This window comes from Pigmentiphaga daeguensis (assembly GCF_039523035.1).
Taxonomy (GTDB): domain Bacteria; phylum Pseudomonadota; class Gammaproteobacteria; order Burkholderiales; family Burkholderiaceae_B; genus Pigmentiphaga; species Pigmentiphaga daeguensis.
Map to the genome: position 1 here is coordinate 14,586 of NZ_BAAAEN010000013.1, position 22,865 is coordinate 37,450.

The 22,865-nt window shown below is 67.9% G+C and carries 22 protein-coding genes and 1 pseudogene; 6 read left to right on the forward strand and 17 right to left on the reverse strand.

All coding sequences use genetic code 11. The annotated features are described in order from the left end of the window. Positions 1–26 precede the first annotated feature (26 nt). Genes ABD104_RS16700 through ABD104_RS16720 form a run of 5 tightly spaced genes read right to left on the reverse strand, consistent with a single transcriptional unit; the run spans position 27 to position 4,513 of the window. Positions 27–746, reverse strand: a complete 720-nt coding sequence (locus tag ABD104_RS16700) for an ABC transporter ATP-binding protein (RefSeq protein WP_087839940.1) — start codon at positions 744–746, stop codon at positions 27–29. Next, positions 743–1,483, reverse strand: a complete 741-nt coding sequence (locus tag ABD104_RS16705; protein WP_087839941.1) for an ABC transporter ATP-binding protein — start codon at positions 1,481–1,483, stop codon at positions 743–745. Before ABD104_RS16705 ends, ABD104_RS16700 begins: the two co-directional genes overlap by 4 nt. Next, positions 1,480–2,478, reverse strand: coding sequence for a branched-chain amino acid ABC transporter permease (locus tag ABD104_RS16710; protein WP_087839942.1), 999 nt, complete (start codon positions 2,476–2,478; stop codon positions 1,480–1,482). The genes ABD104_RS16705 and ABD104_RS16710 overlap by 4 nt, the downstream gene beginning before the upstream one ends. Continuing rightward, complete coding sequence (locus ABD104_RS16715) at positions 2,475–3,338, reverse strand: branched-chain amino acid ABC transporter permease (RefSeq protein WP_279816115.1); 864 nt, start codon at positions 3,336–3,338, stop codon at positions 2,475–2,477. Before ABD104_RS16715 ends, ABD104_RS16710 begins: the two co-directional genes overlap by 4 nt. Positions 3,339–3,349: 11 nt before the next feature. After that, positions 3,350–4,513, reverse strand: coding sequence for an ABC transporter substrate-binding protein (locus tag ABD104_RS16720; RefSeq protein ID WP_279816117.1), 1,164 nt, complete (start codon positions 4,511–4,513; stop codon positions 3,350–3,352). 296 nt (positions 4,514–4,809) lie between these two features. Here ABD104_RS16720 and ABD104_RS16725 point away from each other — a divergent pair, with 296 nt between their 5' ends. From ABD104_RS16725 to ABD104_RS16740, 4 genes are read left to right on the forward strand one after another with little or no spacing between them, the layout of a single operon-like run. Beyond that, positions 4,810–7,941: a hybrid sensor histidine kinase/response regulator gene (locus ABD104_RS16725; RefSeq protein WP_087839945.1), complete on the forward strand. Its 3,132-nt coding sequence runs from the start codon at positions 4,810–4,812 to the stop codon at positions 7,939–7,941. 20 nt (positions 7,942–7,961) lie between these two features. Continuing rightward, on the forward strand, positions 7,962–8,783 hold the full coding sequence (locus ABD104_RS16730) for a CheR family methyltransferase (protein ID WP_087839946.1): 822 nt from the start codon (positions 7,962–7,964) through the stop codon (positions 8,781–8,783). Between the two features lies 1 nt (position 8,784). Further along, positions 8,785–9,399, forward strand: a complete 615-nt coding sequence (locus tag ABD104_RS16735; protein WP_087839947.1) for a chemotaxis protein CheB — start codon at positions 8,785–8,787, stop codon at positions 9,397–9,399. Positions 9,400–9,411: 12 nt separating this feature from the next. Continuing rightward, entirely contained in the window at positions 9,412–10,572 is a 1,161-nt protein-coding gene (locus ABD104_RS16740) for a hybrid sensor histidine kinase/response regulator (protein ID WP_087839948.1), read from the forward strand. On the opposite strand, the gene ABD104_RS16745 is transcribed toward ABD104_RS16740, so the two are convergent. From ABD104_RS16745 to ABD104_RS16755, 3 genes are all read right to left on the reverse strand, one after another. Next, entirely contained in the window at positions 10,560–12,896 is a 2,337-nt protein-coding gene (locus tag ABD104_RS16745; protein WP_343927893.1) for a helicase C-terminal domain-containing protein, read from the reverse strand. The genes ABD104_RS16740 and ABD104_RS16745 overlap by 13 nt on opposite strands. A 100-nt stretch (positions 12,897–12,996) precedes the next feature. Further along, positions 12,997–14,187: an acetylornithine transaminase gene (locus ABD104_RS16750; protein ID WP_087839950.1), complete on the reverse strand. Its 1,191-nt coding sequence runs from the start codon at positions 14,185–14,187 to the stop codon at positions 12,997–12,999. A gap of 68 nt (positions 14,188–14,255) precedes the next feature. Then, on the reverse strand, positions 14,256–15,302 hold the full coding sequence (locus ABD104_RS16755) for a CDP-6-deoxy-delta-3,4-glucoseen reductase (protein WP_343927894.1): 1,047 nt from the start codon (positions 15,300–15,302) through the stop codon (positions 14,256–14,258). Positions 15,303–15,334: 32 nt separating this feature from the next. Between ABD104_RS16755 and ABD104_RS16760 the strand changes: the two genes are divergently transcribed. After that, on the forward strand, positions 15,335–16,375 hold the full coding sequence (locus ABD104_RS16760; protein WP_343927895.1) for a Rossmann-fold NAD(P)-binding domain-containing protein: 1,041 nt from the start codon (positions 15,335–15,337) through the stop codon (positions 16,373–16,375). On the opposite strand, the gene ABD104_RS16765 is transcribed toward ABD104_RS16760, so the two are convergent. Next, on the reverse strand, positions 16,372–17,031 hold the full coding sequence (locus ABD104_RS16765; protein WP_343927925.1) for a LysR substrate-binding domain-containing protein: 660 nt from the start codon (positions 17,029–17,031) through the stop codon (positions 16,372–16,374). The two genes, ABD104_RS16760 and ABD104_RS16765, sit on opposite strands and share 4 nt — an antisense overlap. Before the next feature lie 48 nt (positions 17,032–17,079). Then, positions 17,080–17,187, reverse strand: a pseudogene (locus ABD104_RS16770) (LysR family transcriptional regulator); the annotation flags it as partial. Between ABD104_RS16770 and ABD104_RS16775 the strand changes: the two are divergent. Next, positions 17,159–17,620 carry an MmgE/PrpD family protein gene (locus ABD104_RS16775; RefSeq protein ID WP_343927926.1) on the forward strand — a complete coding sequence of 154 codons (462 nt, stop codon included), beginning with the start codon at positions 17,159–17,161 and terminating at the stop codon, positions 17,618–17,620. The pseudogene ABD104_RS16770 and the gene ABD104_RS16775 sit on opposite strands and share 29 nt — an antisense overlap. A gap of 67 nt (positions 17,621–17,687) precedes the next feature. Here the strand turns inward: ABD104_RS16775 and ABD104_RS16780 are convergent, their stop codons facing one another. The 7 genes from ABD104_RS16780 to ABD104_RS16810 all read right to left on the reverse strand — a co-directional run bounded on the left by ABD104_RS16780 (position 17,688) and on the right by ABD104_RS16810 (position 22,769). Then, positions 17,688–18,302 (reverse strand): LysE family translocator, encoded by a 615-nt coding sequence (locus ABD104_RS16780; RefSeq protein WP_087839955.1) that lies wholly within the window; start codon positions 18,300–18,302, stop codon positions 17,688–17,690. Between the two features lie 16 nt (positions 18,303–18,318). Beyond that, complete coding sequence (panD, locus tag ABD104_RS16785; protein ID WP_087783350.1) at positions 18,319–18,684, reverse strand: aspartate 1-decarboxylase; 366 nt, start codon at positions 18,682–18,684, stop codon at positions 18,319–18,321. Positions 18,685–18,832: 148 nt separating this feature from the next. Continuing rightward, positions 18,833–19,765 (reverse strand): ectoine hydroxylase, encoded by a 933-nt coding sequence (gene thpD / locus ABD104_RS16790; protein WP_087839956.1) that lies wholly within the window; start codon positions 19,763–19,765, stop codon positions 18,833–18,835. Between the two features lie 67 nt (positions 19,766–19,832). Beyond that, a complete protein-coding gene (locus ABD104_RS16795; RefSeq protein ID WP_087839957.1) occupies positions 19,833–20,231 on the reverse strand; it encodes an ectoine synthase in 399 nt (132 codons plus the stop codon). Then, positions 20,228–21,547, reverse strand: coding sequence for a diaminobutyrate--2-oxoglutarate transaminase (ectB, locus tag ABD104_RS16800; protein WP_087839958.1), 1,320 nt, complete (start codon positions 21,545–21,547; stop codon positions 20,228–20,230). The genes ABD104_RS16795 and ectB overlap by 4 nt, the downstream gene beginning before the upstream one ends. Positions 21,548–21,640: 93 nt before the next feature. Continuing rightward, a complete protein-coding gene (gene ectA, locus ABD104_RS16805; RefSeq protein ID WP_132979214.1) occupies positions 21,641–22,174 on the reverse strand; it encodes a diaminobutyrate acetyltransferase in 534 nt (177 codons plus the stop codon). Between the two features lie 67 nt (positions 22,175–22,241). After that, positions 22,242–22,769: a MarR family winged helix-turn-helix transcriptional regulator gene (locus tag ABD104_RS16810; protein ID WP_343927896.1), complete on the reverse strand. Its 528-nt coding sequence runs from the start codon at positions 22,767–22,769 to the stop codon at positions 22,242–22,244. Positions 22,770–22,865 lie beyond the last annotated feature (96 nt).

Below are 22,865 nucleotides of genomic sequence, written 5' to 3' on the forward strand. Positions count from 1 at the left end.
TCACGGGTAGGTTCGGGGCATGGCCGTCACGCGACGGCCATGCCCAGGTAACGATCGAGAATGTCGTCGCGGGTACGCAGTTGCGCGCAGTCTCCCTGGTGGACCACGCTCCCGCGCTCCAGGATGACGCCCTGGCGAGCGAAGGCCAGGACCTCCTGCACCTGCTGCTCGACGATCAGCATGGTGGGCCCGCCCTGGGCCGCCAGCCGGCGGAAGGCTTCCAGCAGTTCCTGGCAGATCACGGGCGCCAGCCCCTCCAGCGGTTCGTCCAGCAGGAGCAGGCGCGGACGGCCGAGCAGCGCGCGGGCCACGGACAGCATCTGCTGTTCGCCGCCCGACAACTGGTTGCCCCGGTTGCGCCGCCGCTCGCGCAGTCGCGGGAATAGCGCGTAGGCCTGGTCGAGATCGCCGGCGGGAAAGCGCTTCAGGCCCGCCACCAGGTTTTCCTCCACCGACAGGGAAGGAAAGATGTCGCGGGTCTGCGGCACGTAGCCCAATCCCAGGCCGGCGCGTTCGTCCGGCCGGCAGCGCGTGATGTCGCGCCCCTCGAACAGGATGCGTCCCGCCTTGACCTGGGCCAGGCCCATGATGGCCTTCAGCGTGGTGGACTTGCCCACGCCGTTGCGGCCCAGCAGCGCGGTCAGGCTGCCCGCCTCCACGGCCATGCCCAGGCCGTTCAGCACCGTGACCGGGCCGTAGCCGGCCACCACGCCCTGCAGTTCCAGCAAGGGAGCGCCGGGGTTCATGCCTTCGCTCCCAGGTAGGCCGCCCGCACCTGGGGGTGGCGGCGGATCTCGTCCGGCGTGCCCTCGGCCATGATGCGTCCCTCGGCCAGCACGATGATGCGCTGCGCGAAACTGAAGACCAGGTCCATGTCGTGTTCGATCATCAGGATGGAAAGACTGCCGGGCAGCTCCTCCAGAGCCCGCAGCACGGTGCGCCCTTCCCCGCGCGGCACGCCGGCCATGGGTTCGTCCAGCATCAGCACCGAGGGCCGCAGCGCCAGGGCCAGCGCGATCTCCACCAGGCGCTGCTCGCCGTAGGCCAGGTCGCCGGGCGTCCGGCCCGCCGCCGGCTCCAGCGACAGGCGCTCCAGGATGGCCCAGGCCTCGTCGCGCACCTCGCGGTAGACGCTGGCAGGGCGCCACCACCGATGCGCCATGCCCTGCCGCGCATGGATGGCCATCTCGACCTGGTCCAGCACCGGCATGCGCGCGGGCAGCGTGGTGATCTGGAAAGTGCGGGCCAGGCCGCAGCCCACTCGCCGGGCCTGCGGCAGGTGCGTCAGCCGCCGGCCCTCCAGCAGGACCTCGCCGCCGCTGGGCTTGAGCGTGCCCGAAATCAGGTTGACCAGCGTGGTCTTGCCCGCGCCGTTGGGGCCGATCAGGGCCACGCGTTCGCCGCGCGCCAGGTCAAAGGACACCGCGCGCGTCACGTGCAGGCCGCCGAAGGACTTGTCGAGCTTGCGTACGCTGAGCGTCATGCGGCCTCCTGCTTGCCGGCCCGCGCGCCATGGGCCCATGGCCGCGGCATCGCCCGGAACCAGGCCGCCAGGGATGCGCGCGGCACCAGCACGATCGCCATCAGCAGGCCGCCGATGACGAACAGCCAGTGGTAGGGATTGATCGACGACGCCGTGTGATGCAGGACCATGAAGATCGCTGCGCCGACGAGCGCGCCGTACAAGCGTCCGGCCCCGCCCAGTATCAGCATGACGAGCGCCTCGGCCGACAGCGAGAAGCCGAAGCTGTCCAGCCCCACGATGCCGCTGATCTGCGCCGATACCGCGCCCGCCATGCCCGCGAACAGGCCGGCGACCACGTAGATCTTCCACAACTGAAGCCCGACCTGCGTGCCCAGCGCGGGCATGCGCGGGCGGCATTGGTGGATACCGCGCACCGACAGGCCGAAGGGGGAATCGACGATGCGCTTGACGAGGTAATAGCTGCCGACAAGCACCGCCAGCGCGTACAGATAGGCAACCTTGCCTTCCAGGTCGAACGGCGCGATACCCAGGACGGGATCGATGACGAAGCCCGAGAGCCCGTCGTCGCCGCCGGTCCATCCGCGCAGCTTGTTGGCCAGGCTGTGCAGGATCTGCGCGACGGCCACCGTCAGCATCAGGAAGGTGAACCCCTGGTAGCGCAGCACCAGGAGGCCCGAGACGGCAGCGGTCGCCGCGCCCGCCGCCGCGCCCGCCGCCAGCCCCAGCAACGGGTCGGCGCTCCAGCGCAGCGCGACGATGCCGGCCGCGTAGGCGCCCATGCCAAAGAAGGCTACGTGGCCCAGCGTGGCCAGCCCCGCGATACCCACCACCAGATCCAGCGACAGGACGAACAACGCCATCACGGCGATGCGCGCCAGCAGCGGCCACTGGTCGGGCAACAGCAGGCCGCACAGGCCGACGCCGGCGATGATGGCGCAATGCCGCAGCGGCGACGACGGCGCCAGCGCGCGCTCGATATCCGCACGGCTCATGCGGCCCTCCTGAGCAGCCCCTGGGGCCGCGCCGACAGCACGAGGATCATGGCGACGAAAAAGAACAGGCTGCCGTATTCCGAGGCCAGGTACTTGCTGGCCGTCTCGATCACGCCCAGCAGCAGCGCCGCGGCCAGCGTGCCGGCAATGCTGCCCATGCCGCCCACGGCCACGACCACCAGCACCAGGACCAGGTACTTGAGGGCATAGTAGGGTTCGAGCGGCATCAGTTCGGCGCCCAGCACGCCGCCCAGCGCCGCCAGCCCGCAGCCGGCGGCGAAGGTCAGTCCGCCGACCAGGCGTATGTTGATGCCCAGCGCGGCGGCCGCATCCTTGTTGTCGACCGCAGCCCGCAGCCAGACGCCGAAGCGCGAGCGCGAGACCACCAGGCCGCACAGCAGCGCCACCGCGGCTCCCATGGCGATGACCAACATGCGCTGCATGGGCAGCGTGCGCATGCCCAGGTCGACCGAGCCGGCCAGCCAGGGCGGCAGCGGAATCAGTTGTACCTGCGGCCCGAAGACGAGATTGGTGGCGGCCACGAACACGAAGGCCAGGCCGATGGTGAACAGGACCTGGTCGAGCTCCGACCGGCGATACAGGCGCCGCAGGACGACGGCTTCCAGCACCGCCCCCAGCGCCGCCGTCAGCGCGACCGCGGCGGCGACGCCCGCAGCGTAGCCCCAGGACTGGGTGCGCACCAGCCAGGCGGCCAGGTAGCCGCCGGTCATGGCGAAGGCGCCATGGGCGAGATTGATGAAGCGCATCAGCCCCAGGGTGATGGAAAGCCCCACAGAGATGATGAACAGCACCATGCCGTAGGAAATTCCGTCGATCAGGATGTTGGCGAGAATGTGCATGGAGGCTGCGCCTACTTCCTGAGCCCGAAGTCCGGCTGCGGTCCGAAGTTCTCGATTTCGCGGTTGACCAGTTGGCCGCCGCTGCGCTCGACCTTGCGCAGATAGACGTTCTGGGTCACGTGGCGCGTGGCCGGATCGATGGACACGGGTCCGCGCGGGCTTTCCCAGGACAGCTTGCGGGCCGCCTCGATCGCCGCCGCGCCGTCGCGCTTGCCGCCGGTGGCCTCGATCATCCTGTGGATGACGGCCATGCCGTCCCAGGCGCCCACCGACGCGTAGTTCGCGATCGCATCCTTGCTCTGCCCGCGCAGCGCCTCGATGAATTTACGGTTGGCGTCGGAGTCGTGCGCGGCCGAGTAATGGAATGCGGTGGTCAGGCCCAGCGCGGCGTCGCCGAACTTCTGCAGGTCGAATTCATCGGTCTCCGCCGATCCCAGGAAGTCGATGCCGGCCGCGCGCAGCCCGTTCTCGTTGTAGGCCTTCACGAACCCCAGGTTGGGAGGCCCGCCGGGCAGGAAGACATAGACGCCCTGCGCGCCGCTGGCCTTGATCCGCTGCACGAAAGGAGCGAAGTCGGTGGTGCTGATGGGCATGCGGATGGACTCGACCACGGTGCCCCCGAGCCTGGCGAACTCGGTCTTAAAGGCCGTCTCGGCATCGACGCCGGGAGCGTAGTCAGTGACCGCGGTGACCATCTTGCGCTTGCCCTGCTTGTAGGCCCAGCGCGCGGCGGGAACGGTTACCTGCCAGAGGGTGTATGACGTACGGATGAAATAGGGCGACTTCTCGGTGATGTCGGAGGTCGCGGCGTTGAAGATGACCGTGGGCGTCTTCGACTGCGTGATGAGCGGCGCGACCGCCATCGCATTGGGCGTGAAGACGAAGCCCCCGAGGTAGTCCACCTTGTCCTTGACGACCAGTTCCTGCGCCAGCGCCTTCGTGCCGCTGGGATTGGGACCGCCGTTGTCACGGTAGAGCACCTGCACCTCGTGCCCGGCAAGCTTGCCTGCGTGGCTGGCCAGATAGGCCTCCACGCTGTCCTTGTAGAGCTTGCCGTAGTGGGCGAACGGGCCCGAGAACGGACCGATGACCCCCACCTTGATCGTCGCCGCCTGCGCCTGGGCGGCACAGGCCACCGCCGCGGCCGCGATGGCCCCGCCTATCAGCTTCCTCATGTCTCCTGCTCCTCGTCTCGTGGCGAATCTTTTGTGCAGTGAGGGCGATTCTGTGGCAAGAAAGTTGGTTAATCAACTAGTTGATTACCCTAACTTTCAGCTCGACCGTACGGGGCAGGTCCGCCGACGCGGAGGATCGCTCCGGGCGGCGCCGGTTTTGCACCTCGATTGATACCGATATATGCTTTTGCGCTTGCCGGCCGAGCCGCCCGCGAGCCACTCCCTCGGCCCCTTCCCTTTCGACGCCGGGCATGCGCCTATGCAGGCCTGCCCGACTCCCGCGCACGAAGACGCCCATGGCCCTGCCCCGCAACTTGTCGTCCTTCCACGTCTACCTGTTGACCGGCGCGATGGCCGCCCTGGTCTTCATCACGGACATCTTCACTCCCATCGGCTTCGTGGAGTGGATCCTCTATATCGCGCCGGTGACCGGCTGCCTGTTGTCCCGCGATCGCATGGCCCCCTACTTCGTGGCCATCGCCTGCACCATCCTGCTTGCCATCGGCTACGTCTGGTCGCCGACCAACGCCGAGCTGACGGCGATGGCGGCCATCAACCGGGTGATCGGGGCCATCACCCTGTTCGCGCTGGCGACGGTCGCCTCGCTGTACATCGACTCCGGCGCCAGGCTCCGGCGCATCGCCTGGATACAGGAAGGCAGGGTCAGGATGGCCACCGCGGTGCAGGGCGAGAACAGCGAAGCGGATTTCTCCACCGGCGTGCTGCGCGCGCTGGCGGACTATCTGGACGCGAAGGTGGGCGTGCTCTATTCCCTGGATGCCGGCAGGCTGCGCCGGGTCGCAGCCTGGGCGCTGCCCGAGGGCGAACGGGCGCCGGCCGAGATACCCATCGGCGACGGCGCCATCGGCCAGGCCGTGCTCGAGCGGCGGCCACTGGTCCTGCAGGGCCTTGCGTCCAGCCACCTGAAGATCGGCTCGGCGCTCGGCTCCACGGAACCGGCCGGCATCGTGGCGGCACCGCTGCTCGCGGACGGCGCCGTCGTCGGCGCCATCGAGCTCGGTTTCCTGGGAACGGATGGCGCCACGGCGGACGTCATCGACATGGTGCAGGCTGCCACGGAAGGCATAGGCGCCGGCCTCAGGGCGGCGCAGTACCGCACCCGCCTGGAGGCCCTCCTGGCCGAGACCAAGCGCCAGAGCGAAGAGCTGCAGGTCCAGCAGGAGGAACTCCGCGTTTCCAACGAGGAACTGGAAGAACGGAGCCGGGCGCTCATGGATTCCCAGTCCAGGCTGGAGACCCAGCAGGCCGAGCTCGAGCAGACCAACCGCCAGCTGGAGGAATACACCGACAGCCTCGAGCGGCAGAAGAACAATCTCATCGCCGCGCAACGCGCCCTGGCCGAGAACACCCGCGCGCTGGAACGGGCCAACCAATACAAGTCCGAATTCCTGGCGAATATGTCCCACGAGTTGCGCACGCCGCTCAACAGTTCGCTGATCCTTGCCAAGCTGCTGGCCGAGAACCGGCACGGCAACCTGACCGACGAGCAAATCCGCTACGCGCAGACCATCCACTCGTCCAACACCGACCTGTTGCTGCTGATCAACGACATCCTGGATCTGTCCAGGATAGAAGCGGGCCATATCGACATCCAGGCAGAGCCCGTCACCGTCGACAGCATTCTGGATGCGATGCGGCGGTCTTTCGAACCTGTCGCCGGCCAGAAGCAACTGCAATTCCGCGTCGAACGCGGCCAGCATGCCCCCGAAGTCCTCGTGACGGACAACCAGAGGCTGCAGCAGATCCTCAAGAATCTCCTGTCGAACGCCTTCAAGTTCACCGAGACGGGCAGCGTGACCCTGCGCGTGGCGCCGGCCGGCGAGGAGCAGGTGCGCTTCGACGTGGTGGATACCGGCATCGGCATCGCGCCGTCGCAGCAAGGCGTGATCTTCGAGGCGTTCCGCCAGGCGGACGGCACCACCAGCAGGAAATACGGCGGAAGCGGCCTGGGGCTGTCCATCTCGAAGGAGTTCGCGCAATTGCTGGGAGGCGACATCACCGTTTCCAGCGAGGTCGGTGCGGGCAGCACCTTCTCGCTCACGGTCGCGATCCATGCGCCGCAGGAAGCCGCCTCCCCGGCCGGGCCTCCTGCGCGGAACGCCGCGCCTGTCCAGCCGACGCCGCCCGCAGTACCCGACGTGCCCGCGCAGCGCGCCTCGCCCGCCGCCCCGGAAGCGCCCGCGACACCGCGCCAGGACGCCATGCCTGACGATCGCCACCAGCTCACGCGGACAGGCAGGCTGATCCTGGCCATCGAGGATGATCTCGCCTTTGCCCGGATACTGTACGACCTGGCCCACGAGCTGGATTTCGATTGCGTGCTGGCCATGACCGCGGTCGAAGGCATGGAACTGGCCCGCAAGCTCCAGCCCTGCGGCATCCTGCTGGACATGGGCCTGCCCGACGATTCCGGCCTGAGCGTCCTGGAACGCCTGAAGCGCGATCCGGCCACGCGGCACGTGCCGGTCCACGTGGTCTCCGTTTCCGACTACACCGAGACAGCCCTGCAACTGGGCGCCATCGGCTACACCCTCAAGCCGTCGGCGCGCGAACAGCTGGCCGGCGCGATCCAATCGCTGGAAGCCCGGCTCAGGCAGCGCTTGCGCCGTATCCTCGTGATCGAGGACGACGCGGCGCTGCGCGGCAACATACAGCTGCTGCTGCAATCCCCCGGACTCGAACAGACGGGCGTCGGCACCATGGCCGACGCGCTGGAGCAATTGCGCACCAGGAGCTTCGATTGCGTCATCATGGACCTCGCGCTGCCCGACGGCTCGGGGTACGACCTGCTCGAGAAAATGGCCGGCGACGGTCCCTACGCCTTCCCGCCCGTCATCGTCTACACCGGACGCTCGCTGACCACCGACGAAGAGCAGCGGCTGCGCCGCTACTCGAAGTCCATCATCATCAAGGGCGCCCGGTCGCCGGAGCGCCTGCTGGACGAAGTCACGCTGTTCCTGCACAGCGTCGAGTCGGACCTGCCGCCGGAGCAGCAGCGCATGCTGAAGGAAGCACGCAGCCGCGACTCCGCGTTCGAGGGGCGGCGCATCCTCCTGGCCGAGGACGACATCCGCAACATCTTCGCGCTGTCGCAGGTCATCGAACCGCTCGGCGCCCAGATGGAAATCGCCCGCAATGGCCGCGAAGCGCTGGAAGCCCTGGCCCGCTCGAGCGACATCGACCTCGTGCTGATGGACATCATGATGCCCGAGATGGACGGATTGACCGCCATCCGCGAAATCCGCGGCCGCCCGCAGTTCGCCAAGCTGCCCATCATCGCGCTCACGGCCAAGGCCATGCCCGCCGACCGCCAGCGCTGCCTTGACGCGGGCGCGAGCGACTACATCTCGAAGCCGCTGGACGTCGACAAACTGCTCTCGCTATGCCGGGTATGGCTGCCTCAATAGGAAAGGACCAGGGAGCCCTCATGCCCACGGACAAGGATTTCGACCTGGAACTCGGCCTGCTGCTGGAAGCCATCTATCTCAAGTACCAGTACGACTTCCGCGACTACTCGCCCACTTCGCTGCGCCGGCGCATCGCGCAGGCGCTCCCCGCGTTCGACTGCAGGACGCTGTCCCAGTTGCAGGACCGCATCCTGCACGAACCCGAGGCGTTCCCCAGGCTGATGCAGTACCTGACCATCCAGGTCAGCGAGATGTTCAGGGATCCCGGCTATTTCAGGGCGCTGCGCGAGCACGTCGTGCCGGTGCTGAGAACCTACCCATCCATCAAGATCTGGGTGGCCGGCTGCAGCACCGGGGAGGAACTGTGGTCGCTGGCCATCCTGATGGAGGAGGAAGGACTGGGCGACCGCACGCTGTTCTATGCGACGGACATCCACCAGCAAGCCCTGCGCGCCGCGGAGGCCGCGATCTACCCCACCGAACGTATCGGCGAGTTCAGCCGCAACTACCTGGCCTCCGGGGGCAAGCGCTCCCTGTCGGACTACTACCATGCCGCGTACGGAGCGGCGTCGTTCGCCCGCTCGCTCAAGCCGCAGGTGGTCTTCGCCAACCACAGCCTCGCGACGGACAGCGTGTTTTCCGAGGTGCACCTGGTGTCCTGCCGCAACGTGCTCATCTATTTCAACCGCACGCTGCAGGACCGGGCCCTGGGCCTGTTCCGCGACGCGCTCGTGCGGCGGGGATTCCTGGGACTGGGCAGCAAGGAGAACATCCGGTTCACCGCCGCCAGCGAGGCATTCGAAGACTTCGTCCCGGCCGAGAAGATCTATCGGAAACAATGACATGGACACGGCGCCCTTCCCGTCGCACCTGGAGGCCATAGCCATCGGCGCTTCCACCGGCGGCATCGAGGCATTGAGCGAACTGCTTCCGGCGCTGCGCGACGGCCTGCCGGCCACGGTTGCCGTGGTCCTGCACATCGCCCCCGCCCAGCGCAGCATGCTGGCCGCCCTGTTCGCCGGCCGCTGCGCGCTGCCCGTGGTGGAGGCGGACGACAAACAGCCCGCCGAGGCGGGACATGTCTATTTCGCGCCGCCCGACTATCATCTGCAGGCCGAAGGCGACCGGACGTGGTCGCTCACGCAGGACGAACCGGTCAATCATTCCCGGCCGTCGATCGACGTGCTGTTCGAGACCGCTGCCGACGTCTACGGCCGCGGCCTGCTCGGCATCGTCCTGAGCGGCAACAGCAGCGACGGCACGGCCGGCTTGCTCGCCATCCGCCGCGCGGGCGGCATCACCTGGGCGCAGGACCCGGATACGGCGCCCGCTCCCATCATGCCACGCAGCGCCATCGAGGCCGGCGCGGCCGACGCCGTATTGCCACTGGCGGCCATGGCGGCCGCCCTGCGCAAGCTCGGCACGGCCCGGGGCGGCGCGCCGGCGGACCAGATCTAGAAGGAAAAACGCATGCCACGCTCAGTGAAGATTCTCGTGGTGGACGACATCGAGGAAAACATCGTCGCGCTGGAGGCGCTCGTGCAGCGTCCCGACGTGGAGCTGCTGCGGGCCAATTCGGGGCCGGAGGCGCTGGAGCTGCTGCTCGGACACGACGTCGCCCTGGCACTGCTCGACGTGCACATGCCGGGCATGGACGGCTTCGAACTCGCGGAGCTGATGCGCGGCAGTCCCCGTACCCGCCACGTCCCCATCATTTTCCTGACCGCCGCCGACCGCAGCACCCATCGGACGTTCCGAGGCTACGAAGCCGGCGCGGTGGATTTCCTCTACAAGCCCCTCGACCCCCACATACTCCGCAGCAAGATCGACGTCTTCATACAGTTGCAACACCAGCGCCTGCAACTGGCCGAACAGCTCGACACACTGACGCAGCTGCTGCGCACCAACGAAATGTTCGTCGCCGTATTGGGCCACGACCTGCGCAACCCGCTGTCGGCCATCGTCAACATCTCGGAAGTCCTGGTCCAGACCGCCACGGACGACCGCACGCGGGACTGGGCGGGCCGCATCCGGAACAGCGGGACCCGGATGTCGCGCATGGTGGACCAGATGCTGGACCTCGCGCACATGCGCACGGGAACGCTCACCCTGGCCATCGGACACGAGCCGGTCGATCTCGCCGGTCTGTGCCGTGGCATCGTGCAGGAACTGGACCCGCTGGACGACCGGCGCGCGATCCGGCTGGAGTGCTCCGGCGACACGCACGGGCATTGGGACCAGGACCGCCTGCAACAGGTTTTTTCCAACCTGCTCGGCAACGCGCTGCAGCATGGCATGCCGGGAGAGCCGGTGTCCATCAGCATAGACGGAACGAATGACGGCTCCGTCACGGTCAAGGTGGCCAATTCTGGCTCGCTCGACCCCGACGTCCGCACCCGGCTGTTCCAACCCTTCGCCACCACGGCGGGCCGGTCGCGGCCCTCCGGCGGGCTCGGGCTGGGCCTCTACATCGTCAAGGAACTGGTAGCCATCCACCAGGGCCGGTTGACGGTGAATTGCGACACCGAGGGGCTGACGGTCTTCGAAGTCGTCCTGCCGCGCCGATCCGGAACCGCCGGCGAAAACAAGGTCCCGGCCTCGCTGGCCGCGCCCTTGGCTCACCGCCGCTGAAGGGGCTCGTCCGCCCCGGGCCCCACCCGCCACCAGGCGGGAAAGAGCTGCCGCACCTCGGGCCGCCCGTACCGATCATCGATCAGCACCAGCACGCCTTCGTCGTGCTCGGTCCGTATCACCCGTCCGGCGGCCTGCACCACCTTGCGCAGGCCCGGATACAGGTAGGTGTAGTCATATCCCCGGCCAAAGCGGGCTTGCATGACGTCCCGCATGCGTTCGTTGACGGGATTGACCTGCGGCATCCCCAGGGTGGCGATGAACACGCCGATCAGCCGCGAACCCGGCAGGTCCACGCCTTCGGCGAAGGCGCCCCCCAGCACGGCAAAGCCCAGCCCCTGTCCGCCTTCGACGAAACGGGCCAGAAAGCCGGCGCGGCCGGCCTCGTCCATGTCCGGCGTCTGCACCCAGATGGGCCACTGCCCGCCATGCTCGCGTACGCCCTCGGCCAGGCGCTGCACGTAGTCGAAGCTGCTGGCGAACACCAGGTAGTTGCCGGGCCTGGCCGCGTATTGGCGCACGATCAGGCCGGCGATGGCCGGCACCGAGCGCTCGCGATCGCGGAAACGCGTGGAGATGTGTCCGGCGATCCGCACCGACAACTGCGTGGGCCTGAACGGCGCCCGCACCTCCATCCAGCCCGTGGACGCCGGCAGGCCCAGCGTATCGCGATAGAAGCCGGATGGCGCCAGCGTGCCCGAGAACAGCAAGGTGGCGTGCGCCGCCGCATGGCGGGGCGCGAGAAAGGGCGCCGGCACCACGTTGCGCAGGCATAGCGTGGAAACCGGGCGGCGCCCGGGTGCAAGCGTCACGTCGAACAGGGAATGGGAGCCGAACTGCTCCGCCAGGCGGATGAAGTGCAGCGCATCGAAGTAGAAGCGCTGCAACGCCGGCGCCATTCCCACGGGCGTCTCGGCCAGGCGGTCGGTAATCGATGCCGTCGCTTGCTGCAACGAGGCCAGCCAGGCGGCCGGCACGGCCGGATGGCATTGATAGGGAGCCGTCTGCAGGCGGTTCCATGCGCTCCACTGCCGGCGCACGGCATTCAGCGGGCGGCGCAGCGCGGGAGGCGCGGCGGCGAGCGCGGCCTGGAACGCGGACTGGTCGACGCACGCGCTGTACATGCCGCGCGCCCGCTCCACCAGGTTGTGGGCTTCGTCCACCAGTACGGCCACCCGCCAGCCCTGGGTAACCGTCAGCGCGTACAACAGTCCGTTGCCATCGTAGTAGTAGTTGTAGTCGCCCACCACGACGTCGCTCCAGCGCGCGAGTTCCTGTGCCAGGAAGTAGGGACATAGACCATGGGACAGCGCGATCTCCCGCACGCGCGGCCGATCCCAGCGGCCTGCGGCCGCGACCGCGTCGGCGCGCGCCGCGGCCAGGCGATCATAGAAGCCGCGGGCCAATGGGCAATCGTCGGGATGGCACGCGCGGCCTGGATGCTCGCAAGCCTTGTCGCGCGCCACCAGCTCCAGCGTGCGCAGCGGAAGCCTGCCTGCGGCGCCCGCGGCCAGCCGGTCGATCGCGTCGAGGGCCAGCGCGCGGCCGGAGCTCTTGGCGGCCAGGAAGAAGATCTTGTCCAGGCGTTGCGCCGCGCAGGCTTTCAGCGTGGGAAAAAGCGTGCCCAGCGTCTTGCCTATGCCGGTGGGCGCCTGCGCCATGAGGCACAGGCCGTCGCGTGCCGTCCGGAAGGCGGCCACCGCCAGTTCGCGCTGGCCGGTGCGCAAGCTGGCGTACGGGAACGCCAGCGACGCCAGGGCGCTGTCACGGTCCTGGCGATGCGACCGTTCGGCCAGCGCCCATGCCAGGAAACGTTCGCATTGTTCGTTGAAGAAGGCCTCGAGCTCGGCGGCGGAAAGCCGTTCCGTCAACACCGTCTCGCGCCGGCTGGCGACGTCGAGGTAGACCAGGGCCAGTTCCAGTTCCGTCAATCCCCGCTCGCGGCACAGCAAGTGCCCATACATCCGGACTTGTGCCCAATGCAGGGCGCGGCGGTGTCCGGGCAGCGCATCGAGCCGGCCACGGTGCGTCTTGATTTCCTCGAGCCGGTTCGCCGCGCGATCATAGCCGTCCGCGCGGCCCCGGACGCGCAGCACGCCGTAGTCCCCCGACAGCGCGATCTCGGCTTCGTAGCCGTCTCCACGCCGTCCCGCGACCAGGACGTGTCCCGCCTGGCCCTCCTGGGCGGTCGGCGCGGGCGTGTAGCGCAGGTCGAGATCCCCCTGGCGCGCGGTGAACTCGCACAGGGTGCGCACGGCCACGACGTACGCGGGCGACGGGAGCTCGTCCCGCGCCGGGGCGGCCCCGGACGACTGTATATCCATACAGTAATCATAGCAGCCCGCCCGCCGCCGGCGGCGCATGCAAAAAGCCCCTCGTCCGTGGGACGAGGGGCTTCGGGTCCGGCCGGTGCCGGGCGCCGGCCTACTTGCGCATCGACGCGATGATGCCGTCGAGCTGCTCGAGCATCTGGTCGATCTCGTCCGTGGATACGTTCAACGCGGGCATGAAACGCAGCAGGTTGCCGCGCGGCGCATTCAGCAGCAGGCCATTGGGTTCGAGCGTGCGTGCGCGCTCGACGATGGCCGGGCCGTCCTCGCGGTCCATGACCAGCGCCCGCAGCAGGCCGTTGCCGCGTTCGCCGGGCATGCCCCACTTGGCGGCCAGCTTCACCAGGCCTTGCGACAGGTACTGGCCGCGCTCGCGCACGCCTTCCATGAAGCCGGGCGCGGCCAGCGCGTCGAACACCGCCACGCCGATGGCCGTCATGAGCGGGTTGCCGTTGTAGGTGCCCCCCTGGTCGCCGTGCTTGAACACGCAGACCTCCTCGCGCGCCAGCATCGCCGCCAGCGGTGCGCCCCCGCCTATGCCCTTGCCCAGCGTCATGATGTCGGGGCGCACCCCGGCCTGCTCGTAGGCGAACATCGTGCCCGTACGGCCCATGCCGGTCTGCACTTCGTCCACGATCAGCAGCAGCTTGCGCGCGTCGGCCAGCTTGCGCAGGCTTTGCATGAATTCGGTCGTCGCGGGAATGACGCCCCCCTCGCCCTGCACCGGCTCCAGCATGATGGCCACGGTCTGGTCGTCGATCAGCGCCTCGACCGATGCCAGGTCGTTCAGCTCAGCCTTGGGGAAACCGTCGACCTGGGGCGCGAAGATCGTGCTCCAGCCCGGCTTGCCCGAGGCCGACATGGTCGCCAGCGTGCGGCCATGGAAGCTGTGGTTGAAGGTGATGATCTTGAAGGCGCCCTGCTTGTGGACCTGCCCCCACTTGCGCGCGAGCTTGATCGCGCCCTCGTTGGCCTCGGCGCCGCTGTTGGCGAAGAACACGCGGTCGAAGCACGAAGCCTGGGTCAGGCGCGTGGCCAGTTCGATCGACGGCAGGTTGTAGAAGGCCGGCGACGGGTTCAGCAGCTGGCGCGACTGGGTCTCCACGGCCTTGACGATTTCCGGCGGGCAATGCCCCAGGCAATTGACCGCCCAGCCCTGGATGAAGTCGAGATAGCGCTTGCCTGCATGGTCTTCCAGCCACGACCCCTGCCCTCGGACGAACACGAGGTCCGGGCGCTGCGTGATCTCCATGAGGGCGTTGACGTTGAACTGGCCGAATTCCATGACTCAAACTCCTTGCGTGCCCGAGGGCGAAAAATGGAAAACCCGCCGACGCGGCGGGTCGATAAACATTACACCGTGTTGCGGGCGATGTCTGCCTCGGACGTGAAAGAGTCCGCATAAAACTCGTCATCGGGCAGTCCGCACTGTTGTACAAAGTCCCTATGCGCCGATTCGACCATGACGGGCGCGCCGCAGGCGTACACCTGATGGCCGGAAAGATCCGGCAGGTCGTCCATCACCGCCTGGTGCACGAAGCCCGTGCGGCCGGTCCAGGCATCCTCGGGCAGCGCGTCCGACACCACCGGCACGTACCGGAAATCCGGGCGGGCCGCGGCCCACTCCCGGGCCACCTCGTCCATGTACAGGTCGCGCGGGCGGCGGCCGCCCCAATACAGATGGACCGGACGGCGGATGTCCTTGTGGATCATGTGCTCGACCATGGCCTTGATCGGCGCGAAGCCGGTGCCGCTGGCCAGCATGACGATGGGCTTGTGGCTGTCCTCGCGCAGGAAGAACGAACCGAACGGGCCCTCGAAGCGCAGGATGTCGCGTTCCTTCAGCTGGGTCGCGCCCGCGCCGAACACGTGGTCGGTGAAGGCGCCGCCGGGCAGGTGGCGGATGTGCAGCACCAGCCCGCCTTCCTCGTGGGGTGCGTTCGCCATGGAATACGAACGGCGCCGGCCGTCCTTCATGATGATCTCGACGTATTGCCCGGCGTTGAAGCGCAGTTGCTCGGTGGCCGGCAATTGCAGGCGCACGATCCGCACGTCCGGCGCCGCCTCGGCCAGCCCCTGGACGCGGCAAGGCATCTTGCGGATGGGGATGTCGGCGATGCCCATGACTTCGCGCGCCTCGATGGTGAGATCGGTCAGCGGGCGCGCCACGCAGAACAGGGTCAGGCCCAGCTCGGCCTCTTCGGGCGTCAGCGTCTGGGCCTGGTGGGGTCCGAGCTCGATCTCGCCCGCGACCAGCTTGCCCTTGCACGACGAACATGCCCCATTCTTGCAGCTATAGGGCAACATTACGCCTGCCTGCAGCGCCGCATCGAGCACGGTCTGGCCCTGTTCGACCGTGAACCGATGACCGCTGGGCAGAACGGTGACCTGATGACTCATCACCTGGATCCTATGAAAACGGTGGAAATACGATGAACATCCCGCAGCCTGCGCATGCCGCGCGCCTGGGTCGCCCGCGCCTGCTGATCGTCGGCTGCGGCGACACGGGCATGCACGTCCTGGAGCGGCTGGCGGGCCGCAGAAGGGTCTTCGCGCTGACGTCCAGCCCGCAGCGGCTGCCCGAGCTGCGCGCCGCGGGCGCCATCCCGCTGCTGGGCAACCTGGACTGCCCGCGGCAACTGGCCCGCCTGCGCGGTCTGGCAGCCGACGTCCTGATGCTGGCCCCGCCGCCCGGACAGGGCGAAGGCGATCCTCGCTCCCGCAGGCTGGCGGCCGTCCTGCGGCGGCCGGCCCCGAAAGCGCGCGTCCGGCCGGCTGCGATGGGCCCCGGCCCACGGCAAATCCGGCATCCCGCCATTGTAGCCAAACCACGCCGCGGCGCCCTGGCCACCGGGGCGCTCACGGTGGTCTACGCCAGCACCACCGGCGTCTATGGCGACGCCCGGGGCCGCCGGCTGCCAGAAACCGCGCCCGTGCACCCCGCGTCCCCCCGCAGCCGGCGCCGGGTGGACGCCGAGGCCGCCTGGCGCACGCCCGGCCCGGCCCGGGCTCGCCGGGCGCGCCTGGGCCTGGCTCCCTGGCGCGCCGTCGTGCTGCGCATTCCCGGCATCTACGGGCGCGACCGCCTGCCACTGGAGCGGCTGCGCGCCGGCCTGCCGCGCCTGGCCCCCGGCGAGGACGTCTACACCAACCATATCGAAATCGGCGACCTGGCCCGAACCCTGGAGGCCGCCCTGTATCGCGGACGGCCGCAGCGCATCGTCCATGCCGCGGACGGCCAGGACCTGAAGATGGGCGACTACTTCGATGCCGTCGCCGACGCCGCCGGCCTGCCTCGCCCGCCCAGCCTGCCGGCGGCCGGCGTCCGCGCCGCGGTCAGTCCGGCGATGTGGTCCTTCATGCAGGAGTCACGGCGGCTGGACAACCGCCGCCTGGTGACCGAGCTGCGCGTGCGCCTGCGTCATCCCACCGTCCGGCATGCACTGGACGCGTGGTATCGGCCCGCCGGCTAGGCCCGGATGCGGGCCTCGTGCGCCTGCCCCTCGGCCTGCAGCCAGGCGCGCAGCGTCGCGATGGCCGGATCGGCCGACCGCTGTTTGTCGTGCACGAAGAAATAATCGTCGGCCGGCGCCAGCACCTCGGGAAACAGCGCCACCAGCCGTCCGGCCTCCAGTTCCTCCTGCATCAGGTAGCGGGGCCCCATCACGACACCCAGTCCATCGAGCGCGGCTTCGACCGCCAGATAGGTATGGTCGAAGCCCAGGCTTGCCCGCGGCTGCAGATGCGGCACGCCGGCCACCGCCAGCCAGCGCTGCCAGTCGTCGGGCCGCATGTCGGCCGTCAGCCAGGTTTCCCGCTCCAGCGAGTCGATCGAGGCGGGCCGGCGCCTGACCGGTCCGGCCCGCAGCGGCGTCACCGCCTCTTTCATGAAAGGTGTCTCGACCAGGTGCGGCTCGCCGCTGCGGCCGCGCCGGATCGCCGCATCGACCCCGCCCGGCAGCGCGTGCGCGCGATCGCGCCGGTTGTTCAGCTGGATCTGGATGTCGGGATACTGGCGCAGGAACCCGGTCAGCCTGGGCACGAGCCAATGCAGGGTCATGGTGGGCGGCGCGCTGATCACCAGCTTGCGGCCGGCCTCGGGACGGGCGCGCTCCACCGCGCCCGCCATGCGGTCGAACGCGTCTCGCAGTTCGCCCGCCAGCACCCGCCCTGCCACGGTGGGCTCGAGCCGGCGTCCGCGCCGGTCGAACAGCGCCGCGCCCAGCCAGCGCTCGAGATTCAGCACCTGCTTGCTGATGGCGCCGTGCGATACGCACAGTTCCTCGGCGGCGCGCGACTATTCGATGCAGTACGTCGTGGCCGTGGCGCTGCTCAAGGGGCGCCTCGACCACCATGATTATGACGACGCCACCGCTGCCGACCCCCGCATCGACCGCCTGCGCGCGCTGACCCGCCTGGCCGAGGATCCATCCCATACCCGGGAGCACCACGATCCGGCCGTTCGAAGTTGCGCCAATGCCGTGCGGGTGACACTGGACGACGGTACGGCGTCGCCCTGGATAGAGACGCGGTTTCCCGCAGGCGACCCGTCGCGTCGCGATCAGGCCCTCCCGCTGCTGGCTGACAAATTCCACGCGCTTTCAGCCCGCCGATGGCCCGACGGACGCGGCCGCGACCTATGGATACGGCTGAACGACGCCGCCAGCGCCGCGAACTGGCCTGCCGACGAGTTCCTGTCATCGCTCACACGCCTCTGACTGCCAGGCTTCATGCCGGCGAGGCATCCCGCAGCCATGGCCGGGAGCATGCGTGGCCGCAGGCTGCCTATTCCCACACGATGCGTACCGCCAGGAACAGGAAAATCAGGCCCGCCAGCCGGTCCAGCCATACGCCGACCTGCGGCCGGCGCCTGAGCAACTGCCCCAGCAGGCCGGCGAACCAGGCGATCAGGCAGAACACGACCGCCGCCTGGACCATGAAGATCACTCCCAGCCACAGCATCTGCCAGTCGGGATGCCCAACCCAGGGATTGACGAACTGGGGCAGGAAGACCAGGAAGAACAGCGTGACCTTGGGATTCAGCATGTTGGCCAGCACGCTCTGGCCGAAGATGCGCGCCAAGCCGAGCGGCGGCGGGCCGCCCGTGGGCGAGAAGCCGCCTCGGCTGCGCAGTACCTGCACCGCCAGCCACATCAGGTAGGCGGCGCCAGCCAGGCGGATCGCGTCGAACGCCATGGGCGACGCCCTGAGCAGCGCCGCCACGCCCAGTACGGCCAAGGTGGTGTGGAACAGGCAGCCCGAGGCGAAGCCCAGCGCGGCCGCGATGCCGGCGGCGCGGCCCTGGCTGAGGGAGCGGGCAAGTACCTGGAGGTTGTCCGGGCCGGGCGCGATGGTCACGCCCACCGACAGGGAAAGAAAGAGCAGCAGATCGGCCTGCATCGGCGCACCGGCAGGCTCAGGACTTCCGGATCACTTCTTTGATGCGGTTGTTCTCGTCGACCAGGACCACGATGGGCTTGTGCTCGGCCGCTTCCTCGTCCGTCATCGGGCCGTAGGTGCAGATGATCATCAGGTCGCCCACGTGGGCGCGCCGGGCGGCCGCGCCGTTCAGCGAGATCTCCCCGCTGCCGCGCTTGCCCTTGATGATGTAGGTGGAGAAGCGCTCGCCGTTGTTGATGTTGTAGAGCTCGATGCGCTCGTACTCTTTCATGCCGGCGGCATCGAGGAAATCCTCATCGATTCCGCACGAGCCTTCATAGTTCAGATCGGCCTGAGTCACCGCGACACGGTGAATCTTGGCGCGAAGCATGATGCGTTGCATAACTCGGGTGTCCTAGGAAGCGGCCGCAAACGGCCAGGTGCGTTTATACCCGATCCCGGCCGGACCGCACCAATGGCGGCCTGGCGCCGCCTCCAGCGGCAAAGGGCGCCCGCAGGCGCCCTTTGCCGGCCGGACCGACGGCGCGCCGTCAGACCGATCGCAGGTAGCCGGGCTCTACCGCCTGGATGGGCGCGAAGCTTTCGCGCGTGGCGATGAACTCCGGCCGCGGATTCAGGCCGTACCTGGGGGGGTTCAGGGTATTTTCCACGCTGTTATACACCATGAACACGTTCGATCGCGGATAGGGCGAGATGTTGCTGTTCGAGCCGTGCATGATGTTGCAGTCGAAGAACACGACCGAACCGGCGGGCGCCGACAACACGTCGATGCCGCCCTGGTCGACCAGCAATTGCAGGCTGACGGGGTCGGGCACGCCGTACTCCTGCTTCTTCAGCGACTGCTTGTAGTGGTCCTGCGGCGTCTCGCCCACGCACGAGACGAATTGGCGGTGCGAACCGGGCACCACCATCAGCGGCCCGTTGCTGGCGTCGTTGTCGGTCAGCAGCACCGAGCAGCTCAGCGCCCGCATGGCCGGCATGCCATCCTCGACGTGCCAGGTCTCGAAGTCCGAGTGCCAGTAGAACTCCTTGCCCTTGAAACCCGGTTTCATGTTGGCGCGCGACTGGTGGATGTAGACATCGGAACCCAGGATCTGCCTGGCGATGCCGACCAATCGCATGTCCTGCGACATCCGGCCGAGCAGCTTGCTCAGCTTGTGCACCATGAACACCGACCGGACGACGTCGGTGCCCTTCTCGGTAATGGCTTCTTCACGGCGGCGGATGGCGGGGTCGCGCACCAGCCGCTCGACCTCGCGCTTGAGCGCCTGGGTCTCTTGCGCGGAGAAGAAATTCTTCAGCAGGATATAGCCGTTGCGCTCGTAGCCGCCCAGTTGCTCGGCGTCCAGGCCGGTACCCGGCTCCACCTTGGCGCTGCCGTACACCACGGGGTCGCGCCGCTGCACGATGCCGGCGGCGCGGTCGGCGCGCGAGGAATAGATATCGCGTGCGGGAGTAATCATGGTTGTCCTCCTATTCTCATGGGCGCCGCCCCGCCCGCCGGCGGGCGCGGCCCCTTGCCGAGGGCCTTCAGGCGACCTTCGCTTCGTCCAGGGGATAGACGCCTTCGGCGTCGTGCACTTCCTGGCCGGTCAGCGGCGGATTGAAGACGCAGATGACCCGCAGCGGCTCCTTGCCGCCGCGCAGGTAGTGCTCGTCGTTGTCGTTGAGCGCATAGACCACGCCCGGGCCGAGCTTGTAGACCTTGCCGTCGGCGACGGTCTCGATCTCGCCGTCGCCTTCGATGCACCAGACGGCCTCGACGTGGTTCTTGTACCAGATGTGGGTCTCGGTGCCGGGATGGATGATGGTCTCGTGGAACGAGAACCCCATGCCGTCCTTCTTCAGCAGCACGCGGCGGCTGGTCCAGGTCGGCGTGGATACTTCGTTCTCGGTGCCTATGATGTCCTTGATGTCGCGTACGATCATCGTCCCTTTCCTCCAAATTTCAATACACGGGCATTCGATTGCTTCTGGGCCAGCTGCTCGGCGGCCACCACCTCGGCCACCGCGCGGTCCAGCACTTCCAGCGCCTGCCGGAGCTGGCCTTCCTCGATGGTCAGCGCGGGCAGGAGCTTGAGCACTTCGTCGTTGGCGCCGGAGGTCTCGATGACCACCCCGCCCTTGAACGCCTGGGCCGCGATCTTGTTGGCCAGTCCCGGCACGCCGCTGACCAGGCCCTGGATCAGGCCGCGTCCCCGCACCGACAGGTCCGCCTCCGGATGGCTGTGGACCATGTTCTCCAGCCAGTCGCGCACCAGCGTCTCCTTGGCCTGGATCTCGCGGGTGAAGGCGCCGTCGCTCCAGTAATGTTCCAGCGCCTGCCGCGCGGTCACGAAGGCCAGGTTGTTGCCGCGGAAGGTGCCGTTGTGCTCGCCGGGCTTCCAGATGTCCAGTTCGGGCTTGATCAGCACCATGGCCATGGGCAGGCCGAAGCCGCTCAGGGACTTGGACAGCGTGACGATGTCGGGCTGGATGCCGGCCGACTCGAAGCTGAAGAAGGTGCCCGTGCGGCCGCAGCCGACCTGGATGTCGTCGACGATGAGCAGCATGTCGTGGCGGCGGCACAGGCGTTGCAGCTCCTGCAGCCAGCGCAGCGTGGCCACGTTCACGCCGCCTTCGCCCTGCACGGTCTCGACGATCACCGCGGCTGGGGTGTCCATGCCGCTGCTGCGGTCTTCCAGCATGCGCTCGAAGTACGCCATGGTGTCCACGTCCGGACCGAAATAGCCGTCGTACGGGATGAAGGTGGTGTTGCCCAGGCTCACGCCGGCGGCCTCTCGGTACTTGGCGTTGGCCGTGGCCGACAGCGAGCCGGCACTCACGCCATGGAAGCCGTGCGTGAAGGAAACGATGTTCGGGCGCTGCTTGACGCGGCGGGCCAGCTTGAGCGCGGCCTCCACGGCGTTGGTGCCGGTCGGGCCGGTGAACTGCAGCGTGTACTTCATGCCGCGCGGTTTCAGGATCAGCCGCTCGAACGCTTCCAGGAAATCTTTCTTGGCCGAGGTGGCCATGTCCAGGCCGTGCACCACGCCGTCCGCCTGGACATAGTCCAGCAGGGGCTGCTTCAGCACGGGGTTGTTGTGGCCGTAGTTCAGCGTGCCGGCGCCGGCAAACAGGTCGATGTACTGCCGGCCCTCTTCGTCGAACAGCAGCGAGCCCTTGGCCTTGCTGAAGACGACCGGAAACGAGCGTATGTAGCCGCGGACTTCCGATTCGAGACGGTCGAAGATCTTGAGATCCATGGTTTTTCCCTCCTGTTTTGCTTCTAGAAGCGTGAAAGACGTATAGGCGGACCCGGACGAACCGGGACGGATACGAGGGGCATCCGGCCTTTGCTAGAACGGGCCGATGCGCAGCAGCCGCTCGTCCTCGTGCTCGGCCTGGCCGAACAGTTCGGGCGGAAACATGGGCTGCTCCACGCACTGGGCGCCGCGATCCTGCGCCAGCGCCGCGAACATGCGCCGCGACGGCTGGTTGGATGGGGACACGGTGGTTTCGATGCTGTGTATGGGCTGCGGCAGCGGCCTGGCCAGCAGGTGCTCGAGCATGCGCTGGCCCAGGCGACGGCCGCGTGCCATGGGATGGACCGCAACCTGCCAGACGAACAACACGTTGGATTGCTTGGGCGGAAGGTAGGCAGAAACAAACCCTGCCAATTGCCCTTGCCGGGTGGCCACTACGCAGGTATCGCGAAAGTGCCGGCACAGAAGAAGGTAGGCGTAGGTGGAATTGACATCCAGCGGCGGCGATTCCTGTATGAGTCGCTGGATGTCCGCGGCATCTTCGATTTCAGGTGGCCGGAGATCGAAGTTCTCCAGAGCCGGATTGAATACCGCAGGTTGGATGAGCGTGTCGTCGATCGCTTTCAGACTACGACCCTCCTATGTTTCGCACGCCGGCGCCTTGCGGCGACGCACTGGGTTTGATGGCTCCGGGTCACACCGCCAGGCCCGACTCCGGAGACGTATCCGATGCATTGATGTCCAGGATGGGCGAGGTGTCCGAACCCGGGTTCTCCATCAGGCTGACGATGCGCTCGAGCGAGAGCGTGATCGTGGCCTGTTCCAGTTCGGGCAGCGCGCCCAGGGCATCGGCCAGCGTCTTCTGCAGCGGCGACGGTGCCTGGCTGGCCACCTCGCGGCCGGCATCGGTGGCCGATACCAGGACCGTGCGGCGATCTTCCCTGCTGCGTTCCCGCTTGACCCAGCCCTTCTCCTCCAGCCGGTCGAGGATGCCGACGACCGTGCTCGGGCTGACCGAGATTTCACGGCTGATGGCCGTGGCCGTCAGCGGCCCCGACTCGATCACGGCCAGGAGACAGACCAGTTGCGGCGCGGTGATGTGGCTGCACGCCGCCAACTGCTTGGAGTGCAGCGCGATGTTGCGTGTGATGCGACGCAAGGCTCGCAGGATGCGCAGGTTGTAGTTGACGCCCGTGTCCGCGGCCGAGCCGATGTGGTCCATGTCCAGGAAATCGAAAGTGCTTGGTGAAAAAAATCACTGCCCACAAATCAATGTAGAGCAATGATTTCAACTCAAATCATTCTAGTCAGAAAGACT

Bases quoted from the DNA above. Each gene is read 5' to 3' on its own strand.
- ABD104_RS16760 (WP_343927895.1), top strand. From the start codon at position 15,335: ATGAACATCCCGCAGCCTGCGCATGCCGCGCGCCTGGGTCGCCCGCGC.
- ABD104_RS16740 (WP_087839948.1), top strand. From the start codon at position 9,412: ATGCCACGCTCAGTGAAGATTCTCGTGGTGGACGACATCGAGGAAAAC.
- ABD104_RS16795 (WP_087839957.1), bottom strand. From the start codon at position 20,231: ATGATCGTACGCGACATCAAGGACATCATAGGCACCGAGAACGAAGTA.
- ABD104_RS16715 (WP_279816115.1), bottom strand. From the start codon at position 3,338: ATGCACATTCTCGCCAACATCCTGATCGACGGAATTTCCTACGGCATG.
- ABD104_RS16725 (WP_087839945.1), top strand. From the start codon at position 4,810: ATGGCCCTGCCCCGCAACTTGTCGTCCTTCCACGTCTACCTGTTGACC.
- ABD104_RS16810 (WP_343927896.1), bottom strand. From the start codon at position 22,769: ATGGACCACATCGGCTCGGCCGCGGACACGGGCGTCAACTACAACCTG.
- ABD104_RS16765 (WP_343927925.1), bottom strand. From the start codon at position 17,031: ATGGCGGGCGCGGTGGAGCGCGCCCGTCCCGAGGCCGGCCGCAAGCTG.
- ABD104_RS16700 (WP_087839940.1), bottom strand. From the start codon at position 746: ATGAACCCCGGCGCTCCCTTGCTGGAACTGCAGGGCGTGGTGGCCGGC.
- panD (WP_087783350.1), bottom strand. From the start codon at position 18,684: ATGCAACGCATCATGCTTCGCGCCAAGATTCACCGTGTCGCGGTGACT.
- thpD (WP_087839956.1), bottom strand. From the start codon at position 19,765: ATGATTACTCCCGCACGCGATATCTATTCCTCGCGCGCCGACCGCGCC.
- ABD104_RS16705 (WP_087839941.1), bottom strand. From the start codon at position 1,483: ATGACGCTCAGCGTACGCAAGCTCGACAAGTCCTTCGGCGGCCTGCAC.
- ABD104_RS16730 (WP_087839946.1), top strand. From the start codon at position 7,962: ATGCCCACGGACAAGGATTTCGACCTGGAACTCGGCCTGCTGCTGGAA.
- ABD104_RS16720 (WP_279816117.1), bottom strand. From the start codon at position 4,513: ATGAGGAAGCTGATAGGCGGGGCCATCGCGGCCGCGGCGGTGGCCTGT.
- ABD104_RS16710 (WP_087839942.1), bottom strand. From the start codon at position 2,478: ATGAGCCGTGCGGATATCGAGCGCGCGCTGGCGCCGTCGTCGCCGCTG.
- ectB (WP_087839958.1), bottom strand. From the start codon at position 21,547: ATGGATCTCAAGATCTTCGACCGTCTCGAATCGGAAGTCCGCGGCTAC.
- ABD104_RS16755 (WP_343927894.1), bottom strand. From the start codon at position 15,302: ATGAGTCATCAGGTCACCGTTCTGCCCAGCGGTCATCGGTTCACGGTC.
- ABD104_RS16780 (WP_087839955.1), bottom strand. From the start codon at position 18,302: ATGCAGGCCGATCTGCTGCTCTTTCTTTCCCTGTCGGTGGGCGTGACC.
- ABD104_RS16750 (WP_087839950.1), bottom strand. From the start codon at position 14,187: ATGGAATTCGGCCAGTTCAACGTCAACGCCCTCATGGAGATCACGCAG.
- ABD104_RS16775 (WP_343927926.1), top strand. From the start codon at position 17,159: ATGGCGCCGTGCGATACGCACAGTTCCTCGGCGGCGCGCGACTATTCG.
- ABD104_RS16735 (WP_087839947.1), top strand. From the start codon at position 8,785: ATGGACACGGCGCCCTTCCCGTCGCACCTGGAGGCCATAGCCATCGGC.
- ABD104_RS16745 (WP_343927893.1), bottom strand. From the start codon at position 12,896: ATGGATATACAGTCGTCCGGGGCCGCCCCGGCGCGGGACGAGCTCCCG.